Origin of the sequence: Dokdonella sp. (assembly GCF_044227025.1) — a bacterium.
Taxonomy (GTDB): domain Bacteria; phylum Pseudomonadota; class Gammaproteobacteria; order Xanthomonadales; family Rhodanobacteraceae; genus Dokdonella_A.
The window spans coordinates 550,236-563,341 of the sequence record NZ_JBGAFX010000001.1 but is presented as its reverse complement, the minus strand read 5'-3'; the positions used below and the strand labels follow the sequence as shown (position 1 = coordinate 563,341).

Here is a 13,106-nt window from a genome sequence, read left to right as displayed (position 1 = left end):
TCAGCGCGCGGAACCCGGGCGTGTGGCTCGGACCGCGCCTGCGCCGCGCGCGGGCGTGGGCGCAGGACGGCGTGGTGATGCCGAATTTCGTGCTGGCGCAGCGAGCTGTTCGGCGGTCCTGGCGAGCGCGCGCACGTCGACGCCGGCGGTCCGTTCACCGCTGAATTCGGCCAAGAGGCTCGGCAGCATCGCGACCGCGCGCGAGACGACATCGACGACCGGTGGATCCGCGGACACCTCACCCTCGATCATGTCCAACAGCAAGCGCTCGATCGACGCGCAGAAGTCGCCGATCGCGACCGCGCCGACCAGCCGGCCGCCGCCCTTGAGGGTGTGGAACGAGCGACGCAGCGGCACCGCGCGCTCGAGATCGGTCGGCGCCATGCGCCAGCGTGGCAGGTTCCGGCGCAGGCTGCCGATCTCGTTGCGCATCTCGGCAATGAACACGCCGCGGATCTCGTCGTCGACTTCGTCAATCTCGATTTCGGACGCGTGCCCGCCGGCGGTGTCCGCAAATCCCGGCGCGCGCCGCGAACGCCACAGCAGCGCGGCCAGCAACAGCACGAGCAGCGACCCCGCAATCCAGAAGATCATCGACCCGCTTCCCCCAAAACCCGTCTGCGACGTTATCACCGATATTGCCCGTGTCTGTCCATGACGTTGACGGAAACGACCGCGGGCGACGTTGCGTCGCCGGTGTCAGGGTGAATCGAATCCGTCGGCGAGGATCTGGTCCGGCAATGGTGCCGGAGGCAGTGCCGCCAAGCCGTTGCGGACGACTCCGCTCATGCGTTCGAAGTTGCCTCCGGCGAAGACCGTGCCACTTGCATTGACGGCCAGCGCCCGCACAGGGCTCGGCGAACTGCCGGGAAAGGGTGTCGAGCCGGCAGGCATGCCGTCGGACGCGCAGGGATTCCAGTCCATGTCGACATCAGCCGACACCGACGACAGCTTGACGAGGTAGCACGCCGCCGAATTGTTCACGGCGTCAAATGAGCCGCTGAAATACAGACTGCCGCCTGGACCTGAAGCGATCGCACCGACCGTGGGAGCCAGGCCCCAGGTCGACGACGAAGCCGACTCGAACACCGGACGCCACAAGACATCCAGGCTGCCATTGATTTGGGAAAGCTTGGCGACGCTCGCTTGGGCCAGGCCATCGACGTGCCTGAAATCACCCGCCGCGAACACACTCGACGATTGTGGATCGACAAACAACGCATGGACGAAGCCGTCCAGCGAAGGTGGCCACGCGGAATCGATCGCGCCGGTCGCGCTGATTCTCATGAAATCCGAGCCGCCGAAATAGACATCGCCGGCCACATACAACGCGCCGTCGGATCCGACCGCCATCGCATCGACGCCGTCCGCATACGCCTGCGGCGTCCAGTCGACGTCGGGCAGGCCGACTCCTTCCGTCGAGACGCGCGCCAGTCCGTTGCGTTGCCATGCGCCGCCAATTCCCCGAAAGTCGCCGCCGACGAAAAGATGCGTGCCGAACGCCGCCAGGCGACTGACGCCGATGCCATGCAGTCCGTTTGCCGGCGAGGGATCCCAGATCGGATCGATGCTGGCGAGCGCATCCGGCATGATCTTCGCGAGGTTCCGGCGCGCGTGGCCCCCGACATGCTCGAACGCGCCGCCGACATACACGGCACCGTCGGCGTCCGTGGCGAGGGCCCGCACGACGCCATCGACATCCGCATTCCATTGCGGATCGAAGCGCCCGTCCGGGAGCAACCTCAGCAGGTTGTTCCTGATGATACCGGCGCTGCCCAGGTAGCTGAAATCGCCGCCTACCACCACATGCTGATCCGGCTGCACGACAACGGCATTGACCACGCCAGGTTTCGTGGCGTCCGAGCGCGGGCCGGCAGGTTGGCCGGTTGCGTCTATCCGGGTCAGCCCGAATCGCGAGGATTCCCCGACACGCGCGAAGCTGCCGCCCATCCATATCGAAGCATCCGACGCTTGGGCGAGAGCATTGATCGGGCCGTCAGCCATCGGATGCCACTGGATATCGACCATGCCGGCGCCGGCGGGCGATATGCGTACCGCTTCACTCGATGCGTGGGTAACCACCACGATCACGGAGCCGTCTGCGCCGACCCGCAACGGCCCGATCATGCCGTCATCGGAACCCTCCACCAGCGGATCCCATTGCGCGTCGAAGCCTCCCGACGCGGAGACTTTCGCGTAATGCCTGCATGGAAGGTTGTCGTCGGTCGGGCAGAGCCACCCGCCCACGAAGACCCGACCCGTCGCAACGTCGAACGCGAGGGCCCTGGCATCGCTACCGGTGCGGAACGGTGCCCACGTCGGATCAACAACGCCTTGGCCGTCAATGGATACTCTGTTCGCCCCACTGTCGCCGACTACGTACAGGTGGCTCTCGCCGTCGAACGCCATCGCGCGGATGCTGCCGAGCCCCGGATTCCAGGTGAAGTCGACCATTCCGTTCTGCGCCGACACCTTGGCGAGATTTTCAATGCCTCCGGCGCTGAACGAGCCACCGACATACAGCGCGCCCTACCCATCGAGCACGAGTGCGTTCACGCCAGAGGAGCCAATCGAAAACCAGTTCGCGTCGGCATCGCCGGCGCCGTTTCCGGAAAACTTTTCCGTGAACAAAGTAGCGCCCTGCTGATGGAACAAGCCACCCGCGTATACGGTGTCGTCCGCCGCAACGGCAAGTGCGGTGATCGAGCTTGCGCCGCTCGGTGCCCACTGGATGTCGAGCGTGCCGTCCGCGTTCAGGCGCGCGAGGTTGGCGCGCGCTACACCGTTGACCTGCGTGAATACGCCACCAAGGACGATGCCGCCGCCCGGGCGCGCCGCGACTGCGTAAACGGTTCCGTTCGTCACCAGGTCGAGGTTCGGCTGGGCCAGTGGCGCAAGGGGATCAGCCAAGGCGGACGTGGGCACCACCACCGCCAACAACAAGCCAAGCAGGCGTTTGCTCACTGCAGCGATGCTCATCGGAACTCCTTCTTCCGTACACGTACACATCGCAGGATATGCCAATTTGCAGCACTGGACCACGAGCGTCAGAGTGCTCAATCACGCATCAGGGTCGACTTGCCGAACAGGCTCTCGACCAGGTCGACCGCGAGCGCAGCGGTCTGGTTGCGCACGTCGAGCGCGGGGTTGAGTTCCATGATGTCGAGCGAACCGAGGCGGCCGCTGTCGGCGATCATCTCCATGCACAGCTGCGCCTCGCGGTAATTCGGACCGCCCGGGATGGTCGTGCCTACACCGGGGGCGATCGCGGGGTCGAGGAAATCGACGTCGAAGCTCACGTGCAGGTGGTCGCGCGGGCCGAGGTTGAGCAGGGCCTCCTCCATCACGCGCTTCATGCCGACTTCGTCGATGTAGCGCATGTCATAGATGTCGAGGCCGACGTCGCGCACGAGTTTCTTCTCGCCCGCGTCGACCGAGCGGATGCCGATCTGGCGGATCTGCTCCGGCGACAGTACCGGTGAACTGCCGCCAAGCTCGGTAAGCGGATCCGGGCCGAAGCCGCACAGGCATGCGACCGGCATGCCGTGCACGTTGCCGGACGGCGTGATCGAACTGGTGTTGAAGTCCGCGTGCGCGTCGAGCCAGAGCACGGTCAGGTGCTTGCCGTTGTCGCGGCAGTGGCGCGCGACCGCGGTGATCGAACCGATCGCGAGGCAATGGTCACCGCCGAGCAGGATCGGCAGGCGCTGCTGCGCAAGTTCCGCCGCCACCGCATCCATCACCGCGCGGTTCCAGGCGACGACTTCGTCGAGGTGCCGGTAGCCATCGTGCGGTGGCAGCCACGGGTTGAACGGCCCGGCGACATTGCCGCGGTCGACGACATCGAGCCCGCGCGCGCGCAGAGCCGCAGCGAGACCGGCAACGCGCAACGCCTCCGGCCCCATCGAGGCGCCGCGATCACCGGCGCCGATGTCGGTCGGGGCGCCGATCAGGGATATCGGGGAAGCATTCTGCATGGCTGGCCTTGCTGTCGCGGGTAGGCGATTCTCGGCGAAATCCGCGGTCGCGTCACGATCGGCTTCCAGCCTGCGTTTCAAGGTCCCTCGTGCCGCTGCATGCGCGTGACGGCAGCGCCGACCGCCGCGAACAGCGGTTCCGCACCGTCCTCCTTTGCGACCACCACATCGCAACCGGCGGCAAGAACCGCACGCAGGACCTGCTCGTCGCGTTCCACGCTGTAGCAAACCAGGGCGATGTTGGCGAACTGCGGCTCGCGTCGCAATGCGAGCGCGATCTCCGCCGCGGTCTCGGCGCGCAGCCAGTAGTCGAGCACGACCGCATCGCAAGGTTGCTGCAACAGCGTCTGCCAGAGATGATCGCCGCCATCCTCGATCTGCACGGAGCAACCGCGCGACTCCAGTTCCGCCGCGGTCAGCGATGCCTGCGCCGGATCGTCTTCGACCAGCACCACGCGCAGGTTGCGCGCCGTGCCCGCGAGCGGCGCGGATCGCAGCGTCGCCGATGCGGCGGCGAGTTCGGCGAGCACGTCCTGCACGCCCGACGCGAACCGGCGCACCAGCGCATCACCACTCGCGGGTTCCTGCATAGCCAGTTCGTCGGCGATCAGGCGATCCGCCGCACACGCGCTTTCACCGAGGCGACGATAGCCGTAGGCCGCTGCCGAACCGCACAAGCGGTGCACCTGCATCGACAGCTCGCGCGCGCAGGCGGCGTCATCCGGACTGGCGGCGAACGCCCTCCATGCATCCGCCAACGCCGCGCTCTTCGCACGCAGCGAGTTCGCGTAGCGCTGGTGCAACCGTTCGAGGCGATGGTCGGTGTCGCTCATCGGCATCCGCTTCGTACTTCGGTTCGTCGCGGGACTATAGTGCTCCGGTCTGCGGACACACGCACGGCCGCTGCCGGTTCACGATCTTTGACCGATCCCGGCAGCTGCCTGACAGGTGTACGTGCGAAGCTCGCGACGCCCCTCTACTTCAGGAGATTCCGATGAGCGATCTGACCCAGCAGGTTCTGAGCCACCTGGACCCGGCGAGCATCGAGGCGATCGCGGCGCAGCTCGGCATCGATCCCTCGCAGGCCGAAGCGGCAATCCAGCAGGCCGTGCCGGTCGTGGTCGGCGGCCTCGCCAGGAACGCCTCGACCGACGCCGGCGCCGACGCGCTGCACAACGCCGCCGCCGACCATGCCGGCGGCGACATCGGCTCGATCCTCGGCAGCGTGCTCGGCGGCGGTGGCGACGGCGGCGCGATCCTCGGCCACATCTTCGGCAACCGCCAGGGCCAGGCCGCGCAGAACGTCGGTCAGGCCAGCGGCATCGGCACGCAGAATGCCGGCGCGCTGATGTCGATACTTGCACCGATCGTGATGGCCGCGCTCGGCAACATGACCCGCAAGCAGGGCATGAATTCCGGCGGACTCGGCGACATGCTCGGCAAGGAACTGCAGAACATCGGCCAGGGCCAGCACGGCGGCCTGCTCGGCTCGATCCTCGACCAGGACGGCGACGGCCAGCTCGGCCTCGGCGACCTGCTCAAGGTGGGATCGCAGATGTTCGGATCGCGGGGGAGGGTTTAGTCTTTCTGTTCCTGCATCGCGAAGACCCACCACATCTCTGCAGGTTCGTCCCGCATCCCATCTCCCGCTTGCGGGAGACGGCGGGGCGAGTGCTCTTGCCGTGCTGTCGCTGTTCGTTTCGCGCAGCAGGTTCGATGATCTTTCGCGAAGACCTACCCACGTCCCTGTAGGTTCGTCCCGCATCCCTGCGGGCCGGTTCCTTTTCTTTGCTTGTCCAAAGAAAAGGAACCAAAAGAAAAGACACCCCCAGCGGCCCGGTCAGCGGGCTCCTGCCCGCTGACTGCGCGATCGGGTGGCGGGGTTCGTTGACGGTCCATCCATGGACCGCAACGAACGCGCGCGCATCGTGCGCGCGCCCCTTCGGGCTAGTCCTCCATCCGCTCGCCGGGCCGCAAGGGGACCCTGGTGGAAGAGCGGCGCGCTCCTGCGCGCAGAAGCAAAAGCCAAAGCATCGCGGTTGAGACCGCTCCTACAACGCGGCACTGGCTTTGCGCGCAGGATGCGCGCGGCTCTTCCGGGGTCCCCTTCAGCGCCGGTGGACGGCGGACGACAAGGCCCGCAGGGGCGCGCGCACGACGCGCGCGCGTTCGCCGCGATGCAGGATGCAGCGTCGGCGAACCCCGGCCGACGTCCACGCACCCGCAGGGCAGGATGCCCGGAGAGCGGCGCTGTCGGGGTGTCCTTCTCTTTGGTTTCTTTCTCTTGGACAAGCACTGCGCCGCAGGAGCGGCGCGAACAGCGAAGCTGGCCCGAAGGGCGGAGGGCAGGATGCCCGGAGTCACAGAAAGAAACCGGCCCGCAGGGTTGCGGGACGAACTTACACGGACGTGGGCGGGTTTTCGCGAAGTAAGCGAATCTACGAAACAACGAAAGGACACGCCAAGAGCGCCCTCACCCCACCTCTCCCACAAATCGGGAAAGACGAAAGCGGCCTCAGCGTCCCCACATCCATTTCGCGCCCACCATGAAAGCCCGCCCCGCCGCAGGCTCGAAGTAACGCCCATTCGCATCGTTGACGATGACCGAGCCGGCGTAGCGGCGATCAAACGCGTTGTCGATGCGCGCGAACGCATCGAACCGCCCGGCATCGAGTTCGAACGCGTAGCCCACATCGGCGGCAGCAAGGAAATACGCAGGCGCAGCATCGCTGCCGCGGTCGTTGACGACGACTGCACTGACGTAGTCACCCGAAGCGCCCGCATGCCATCCGCGTTCGCCGCCCAAGCGCAGCCCCGCATGCACGTCGGTGCGCGGAATGCCGGGGATGCGTGCGCCGGCGGCGACCGGCGTGTCCGGGGTCGTGCATGGCGTGCCGGCGCAGGTCAGGAACGCGGAGCGGAAACGCGCGTCGAGCCAGGTCCAGGCGAACTGCAATTTCCAGTCATCGGCGATGCGCCATGCGAGTGCGGCCTCGGCGCCATCACGGCGCGCCTTGCCGATGTTCTGATAGGTCGTGCGCCCGCCGCTGCTGGTCGCGACCGCGAGTTCGTTGCGCGTGTCGGCGCGGAACAACGCGAAGGTCGCCTCGATGCGCGGATCCGGCCGCAGCTTCACGCCGACTTCCGCATTGCGGCTGCGCGCCGGATCGAGGTTGAACGCGAGTCCGGCGGCGCCGTCGGCGCGATAGCCGAGTTCGTTGAAGGTCGGGGTTTCGAAACCGCGTCCGTAGGAGGCGTACGCATTCACGCCCGGCGCCGCGCGCCAGAGCAGGCCCGCGACCGGCGTCGTCGCCGCGTAGTCGACGCCGCCGCTGTCGTCGGGATTGCCGGCGTGGATGTAGTGGTCAACCGCCTTGAACGCGACGGCGCTGTGGCGCAGGCCGGCGGTAACGCTCCAGCGTTCGGCAATCCGCCAGGTGGCCTGAGCGTACTCGTCGAAGTCGCGCACGGTGTCGTCTTCGTCACGGCGCAATGTGCCGCGCACGCCGAGCAGGTCACCGACGAAATTCTCGTAGCCGCGTCGATGCTGCTGCTGCCGATCCCAGCTCAGCCCCGCGGCGATCTCGAACGCGCGACCGGCGAGTTCGCCGCGCCAGATCCATCGTGCATCCGCGCCGCCGTAGCCGGAATCGAGGTCGACCACGCCACCGGAATGCTTCGGGTTCGCCTGGACGCTGGCGGGAATCGCGAGGTATTGCTCGACACCACGCCGGCCGTAGTAGCCAAGCACGCGCAGCGCGTGGCCGTCGCCAAGTTCCTGTTCGAGGATCGCGCCGCCCTGATTCTGGTGCACGCTCTTGCGCGTGTCGAACTGCGTCGCGACCGACGCCACGCTGCGCGGATCGGTGTCGAACTGTGCGTGCGTGAGTCCGAGCGGATCGTCGGCGCCCGGCAATGCGAGCGTGTTGACGAGCAGGGTCAGCTTGCCGCCCTCGCCGATCTTCCAGCCGAGCTTGGCGTTGCCGGACTCGCGCTTCGCGGCGCTGTGGTCGCGCCATCCGTCGGTCTGGAAATGGGTGAGGTCGAGGTTGTAGTCGATATCGCCGGCGACGCCGCGCGCATTCGCGCTCGCGCGCGCGCTGCCCCAGCTGCCGCCGACGAGATCGAGCGAGATTTCGGGCGGAACGCTGCCGTCGGCGCCGAACAGCTGGATCACGCCGCCGGACGAATTGCCGTACAGCGCCGAGAACGGGCCCCGCAGCACTTCGATGCGCGCGGCCGAGTCGAGGCTGAAATGCGACACCTGGCCCTGCCCGTCCGGCATCGTCGCGGGAATGCCGTCGGTATACAGGCGCACGCCGCGCACGCCGAACGTCGCGCGCGCGCCGAAGCCGCGGATCGATATCTGTTCGTCCTGCGCGTAGTTCTGCCGGTCGCGCGCGAGCAGTCCGGGAATTCCGGCGAGGTAGTCGGACGGGTTCACGCCGAGCACGTCCTGCACCTCGTCGATCGACACCGTGTCGACCGACGCCGGAATCTCGAACGCGGGCGTGCCGATACGCGTGGCGGTGACCACGACGACCGGCAGGTCCGCATCGGCGCAGGCCGCCCCGATGGGGCACAGGCAGGCCACGGCAGGCAGGTACCGCCACGGAATCGTTCGCATCGCAGGCAGGCTCTCCGGGAAGCCCGCCATCCTAAAGCATGCGGCGCGACGCGCGCGATGGCGTCAGAGGTAGCCGAGCAGGAGCAGGATCACGACGATCGCGACCAGCAAGCCGGCGCCGCCGCTCGGGTAGTAACCCCATCCACGACTGTACGGCCATGCCGGCAGGCCAGCGACGAGCGCGACGACGAGAATCACCAGCAGAAGTGCACCCAGGCTCATGGCAGGTCCCTCAGAAGATCATCGCGTTCGACACGCGCTCGCTGCGCACGACACCGAGGTCGGCCTCGATGTCGGCGATGTTCGCGCCGAGACCGTAGGTGCCGACCAGGTGGTCGGGTTCGACGTTCGGGCAGCGATCGGCCGCGTCGAAATAGACCTCTGCGGTGGCGTCGGTCCAGACCACGATGTCGCTGCGCTTGAGCGCATGAAGCAGGTTGAGGGCGACGACGCCGAGATCATCGGTCAGCGATCCCGCGAGTTTCGCGCGCTGCGCGCGACGGTCGGCGAAAGTGGAAGGCGGTGCGATGGAACCCATGTCAAATCCCCTTTATTGTTCGCCCGGCAAGGGCGTGTGTGCTTGGTTCGGACCTGTGCCGATGCGTCCCGATGGACCGGCGAACCGTAGCCGCGCTGCGTGAAACGGATCGTTAACGCGAAGCGGACCTCGGCACGTTCCATTCAGGTTTGGTTGATGGAGGGCGCGGGAGGGTGCGCCGCTGGACGCGCCACGTCTTCCTTGCGCGATGGACGGTGCGCCATGTCTCTTCCCGGAGGTACCAGCGAGTGCAACTGACGACCGCGAACCTGCGCTTCCTCGCGTTGATGGGCAGCCTGGTGCTGATCGTCTTCATCGGCTATTTCGTGCGCCAGCGCGTCAGCGACGAAACGGTGGATTCGTTCCGCTGGCTGGAGCATTCCCAGCAGGTACGCTCGACGCTGTACGACCTCAATGCCGCCCTCGCGGAGCTGCAGGCCGCGGCCTATGCAACGCGCGTGGCGCCGGGTGATGACGTGGTCCGCGCGCGCTACACCGATGCAAACGCGCGCTTCGAGCCACTGCTGGGAACCTTGCGCGAACTCACGCGCGACAATTCCGGCCAGCAGGAGCGGATCGGCTTCCTGCGCGCACGGCTCGATGGGACGATTGCGCAACTCGACCGCCTCGTCGCGGGGCAGGAAAGCCCCGCCCCGCTCGCCCGCTCGGCGATCTCCGACATCACCAATGACCTGCTCGCGGAGGAAAACCGCCTTGCATTCGAACGCGGGCGCCAGACCGACCAGCGCGTCTCTTTCGCACGTTGGGTGACGATCGCGACCGCGGTCGCCCAGCTGCTGCTGCTCGGCATCGTGCTGTGGTTCGCCGAGAGGCAAACCCTGCGGCGTATCGACGCCGAAGCCGGCACGCGCAGCGCGGTCGGGCGCGCGCGCCTCATCGTCGAATCCGTGCGCGAGCCGATCGCGGTGGTGGACCACGAGCTCGCCCTGTTGCAGACGAACCAGGCCTTCGGCGCCTTCTACGGCATCGATCGCACCGACGGCACGGCGTTGCCGAGCGTGCCCGGCTGGCGCGACGCCGCCCTGCTGCAACGCCTGCGCGACGTCATCGGCCAACGACGCGAACTGTGGGACTTCGAAACGGAACAGGAGGATGCGGGCGGCAGCCGCCGACGCGTGATCGTCAACGCACGTGCCATCGACCTGCCCGACAACCCGCGCCCGGCCGCACTGGTCACGGTCAGCGACATCACCGCGCGCAAGCGCTCCGAGGAGCAGGTGCTCGAATTGAACCGGCAGCTGTCGGGCAAGATCGAGCAGGTCACCGAGGTCAATCGCGAGCTGGAGGCATTCTCCTATTCCGTCTCGCACGACCTGCGCGCGCCGCTGCGCCACATCGCCGGCTTCGCCGAGAAGCTCAGGGGCCAGCTCGGCGACGAACGCGACGAGAAGCTCGCCCACTACTGCTCCGTGATCGCAGACTCTGCGCGGCGGATGTCCGCGCTGATCGAGGACCTGCTCGCCTATTCGCGCCTCGGCCGGCACGCGCTCCGGATGCAGCCGGTCGACCTGCAATCGCTGGTCGAGGAAGTCCGTTCCACGCTGATGTCGGCCGCGGAGAACCGCCGCGTGCAATGGCGCATCGCACCGCTTCCGGTGGTCGTCGCAGACGCGACGATGCTGCGCCTGGTCTGGCAGAATCTGCTCGAGAATGCGCTCAAGTACACTGCGGGCAGGGACCCCGCGCACATCGAAATTGGCTTCCGCGACGACGGCGAGGCGCGCGAGTTCTGGGTGCGCGACGACGGCGTCGGCTTCGACATGAAGTATGTCGACAAGCTGTTCGGGGTGTTCCAGCGCCTGCACAAGGCATCCGAGTTCGAAGGAACCGGCATCGGGCTGGCATCCGTGCGCCGCATCGTCGCGCGTCATGAAGGCCGTGCCTGGGCCGAAGGCGAATCCGGCAAGGGCGCCACGATCCATTTCACGCTGCCGCGGCACGAGACAATCCGGGAGGAACGAACTTGATCCAAGAAATCCGCACCATCCTGCTGGTCGAAGACAGCCTTGCCGACGCCGAGATGACCATCGACGCGCTGCGCGAGGCACGCATCGCGAACCCGATCGTGCACGTCGAGGACGGCGTGGACGCGCTCGACTTCCTGCACGCGCGCAACGGCTTCGCCGGACGCCAGGAAGGGAATCCTGCAGTCGTCCTGCTCGACATCAAGATGCCGCGCATGGACGGCATCGAGGTGCTGCGCGAGATCCGCACCCACGAGGCCACGCGCACGATCCCGGTGGTGATCCTTTCGTCCTCGCGCGAGGAACGCGACCTCGCCGCGAGCTGGGACCTCGGCGTGAATGCGTACGTGGTCAAGCCCGTCGACGCCCGCCAGTTCTTCGATGCGGTGCAGACGCTTGGCCAGTTCTGGGCGGTCATCAACGAAGCGCGTCCGCACCTCTGATGGGCACCGCTCCACCCACGCTGCGCGTACTGCTGGTCGAGGACAGCGAACTCGACGCCGAGCTCGTGCTCGACCAGTTGCGCGACGACGGCCTCGCCGTCGAGTGGATGCGCGTCGAGGACGAAGCGGCCTTCAACGACGCGCTGGCCGCGTTCGCTCCCGATCTCGTCATCTCGGACCTCAGCATGCCGGAGTTCTCCGGCTACCACGCTCTCGAGATCGCGCGGGCCAGCGCTCCGCGCATTCCGTTCCTGTTCGTATCGGGCACCATGGGTGAGGAAGCCGCGGTCGAAGCGCTGCGCCGCGGCGCCACCGACTACGTGCTCAAGGACAAGCTCGCGCGCCTCGCCAGCGCGGTGCGCCGCGCGCTCGCCGAGACCGAGGAGAAGCGCGCGCGGGACGCGGCCGAAGCCGAGCTGCTGCGCGTGCAGCGGTACGAGAGCCTCGCGCTGCTGGCCTCCGGCCTCAGCCACGACCTGCGCAACGTGCTGCAGCCGATCGCGATGGGCGTGGCGATGCTGAACGAGTACCCGAACGAGGAGATCCGCAGGGTCGGCAAGCTCATCGAGGAGTCGACCCGGCGCGGCCTCGACATCGTCGCGTCGATGCTGTCGTTCGCGCGCGGTTCGCGCGCGGCCGTGCACCGCGTGTCGATCGCGTCGCTGATCGACGGCCTCGCGATGCTGCTGCGCGGCAGCCTCGCGCGCAACGTCGAATTCGTCGTCGACGCGCCGGACCGTGCGCTCGAGATCGAAGGCAACGCGACCGAGCTGCAGCAGTGCCTGCTCAACCTGTGCCTCAACGGCGCGCAGGCGATGCCGGACGGCGGCATCCTGCGCGTCGCGGCGCGCACGCTGCAGCTCGACCAGGCGTTCTTCGAACCGGACGAGGCCGCGCGGTCGGGTCCATTCCTTTGCATTGCGATTTCCGACAGCGGCATCGGCATGTCGCGCGACGTGCGCGAACGGCTGTTCAAGCCATTCTTCACGACCAAGGAAAAGGGCACCGGCCTCGGCCTGCTGTCGTGCCGGCGCATCGTCGCCAACCACGGCGGCGTGCTCCGCGTCGACAGCACGCCGGGCAAGGGTTCGACGTTCTCGATTTACCTCCCGATGCCGGTCGCGCATGCGAATGCAGGTGGCGCGCACGCGGCCACGCGCGGCCACGGCGAACGCGTGCTGGTGGTGATCGAGCGCGAGAGCAAGCTCGTGATGCTGCAGGACATCATCGAATTGAACGGCTACGTCGTGTCGCCCGCGGACAACGGTGCGGTCGCGATGCAGTCGATCGAACGCGAAGGACTGCCCGACGTGGTGCTCATGGACGGGCGCATGACCCTGATGACCGGCGTCATGACCGCGGCGCACCTGCTCGAGATGGATTACCGCGGACCGCTTGTCCTGATCGCCGCGCCGGCCGAACGCGCACAGATCGAACCCGACCTGCCACCGTTGCCACGTATCCGCTTCATCGACCGCCCGGTCGATCCCGACCAGTTGCTCGGCGTGCTTGCCGAGGAAGTCCGCGCGCGCTGAC

General features: G+C 67.3%; 12 protein-coding genes. 4 read left to right on the top strand and 8 right to left on the bottom strand.

The features are described 5' to 3' along the window. The 5 genes from ACILRJ_RS02520 to ACILRJ_RS02500 form a co-directional block, all read right to left on the bottom strand. Window positions 1-594: an Hpt domain-containing protein gene (locus ACILRJ_RS02520; protein WP_395680044.1), complete on the bottom strand. Its 594-nt coding sequence runs from the start codon at window positions 592-594 to the stop codon at window positions 1-3. Between the two features lie 105 nt (window positions 595-699). Further along, on the bottom strand, window positions 700-2,454 hold the full coding sequence (locus ACILRJ_RS02515; RefSeq protein ID WP_395680042.1) for a delta-60 repeat domain-containing protein: 1,755 nt from the start codon (window positions 2,452-2,454) through the stop codon (window positions 700-702). A gap of 75 nt (window positions 2,455-2,529) precedes the next feature. Next, a complete protein-coding gene (locus tag ACILRJ_RS02510; protein WP_395680040.1) occupies window positions 2,530-2,979 on the bottom strand; it encodes a delta-60 repeat domain-containing protein in 450 nt (149 codons plus the stop codon). A gap of 77 nt (window positions 2,980-3,056) precedes the next feature. After that, a complete protein-coding gene (gene rocF / locus ACILRJ_RS02505; protein WP_395680038.1) occupies window positions 3,057-3,977 on the bottom strand; it encodes an arginase in 921 nt (306 codons plus the stop codon). Between the two features lie 77 nt (window positions 3,978-4,054). Next, a complete protein-coding gene (locus tag ACILRJ_RS02500) occupies window positions 4,055-4,810 on the bottom strand; it encodes a response regulator (protein ID WP_395680036.1) in 756 nt (251 codons plus the stop codon). A 161-nt stretch (window positions 4,811-4,971) separates the two neighbouring features. On the opposite strand from ACILRJ_RS02500, the gene ACILRJ_RS02495 reads away from it, so the two are divergent. Next, window positions 4,972-5,559, top strand: coding sequence for a DUF937 domain-containing protein (locus ACILRJ_RS02495; protein ID WP_395680034.1), 588 nt, complete (start codon window positions 4,972-4,974; stop codon window positions 5,557-5,559). 933 nt (window positions 5,560-6,492) lie between these two features. On the opposite strand, the gene ACILRJ_RS02490 is transcribed toward ACILRJ_RS02495, so the two are convergent. The 3 genes from ACILRJ_RS02490 to ACILRJ_RS02480 form a co-directional block, all read right to left on the bottom strand. Then, on the bottom strand, window positions 6,493-8,604 hold the full coding sequence (locus ACILRJ_RS02490; RefSeq protein WP_395680032.1) for a TonB-dependent receptor family protein: 2,112 nt from the start codon (window positions 8,602-8,604) through the stop codon (window positions 6,493-6,495). 63 nt (window positions 8,605-8,667) lie between these two features. Further along, on the bottom strand, window positions 8,668-8,826 hold the full coding sequence (locus tag ACILRJ_RS02485) for a DUF3309 family protein (RefSeq protein WP_395680030.1): 159 nt from the start codon (window positions 8,824-8,826) through the stop codon (window positions 8,668-8,670). Between the two features lie 10 nt (window positions 8,827-8,836). Beyond that, complete coding sequence (locus ACILRJ_RS02480) at window positions 8,837-9,142, bottom strand: hypothetical protein (protein ID WP_395680028.1); 306 nt, start codon at window positions 9,140-9,142, stop codon at window positions 8,837-8,839. Window positions 9,143-9,390: 248 nt separating this feature from the next. Between ACILRJ_RS02480 and ACILRJ_RS02475 the strand changes: the two genes are divergently transcribed. Genes ACILRJ_RS02475 through ACILRJ_RS02465 form a run of 3 tightly spaced genes read left to right on the top strand, consistent with a single transcriptional unit; the run spans window position 9,391 to window position 13,105 of the window. Next, on the top strand, window positions 9,391-11,130 hold the full coding sequence (locus ACILRJ_RS02475; RefSeq protein ID WP_395680026.1) for an ATP-binding protein: 1,740 nt from the start codon (window positions 9,391-9,393) through the stop codon (window positions 11,128-11,130). Next, window positions 11,130-11,570 (top strand): response regulator, encoded by a 441-nt coding sequence (locus ACILRJ_RS02470; RefSeq protein WP_395680758.1) that lies wholly within the window; start codon window positions 11,130-11,132, stop codon window positions 11,568-11,570. Before ACILRJ_RS02475 ends, ACILRJ_RS02470 begins: the two co-directional genes overlap by 1 nt. Next, a complete protein-coding gene (locus ACILRJ_RS02465; protein WP_395680024.1) occupies window positions 11,570-13,105 on the top strand; it encodes a response regulator in 1,536 nt (511 codons plus the stop codon). The genes ACILRJ_RS02470 and ACILRJ_RS02465 overlap by 1 nt, the downstream gene beginning before the upstream one ends. Window position 13,106 lies beyond the last annotated feature (1 nt).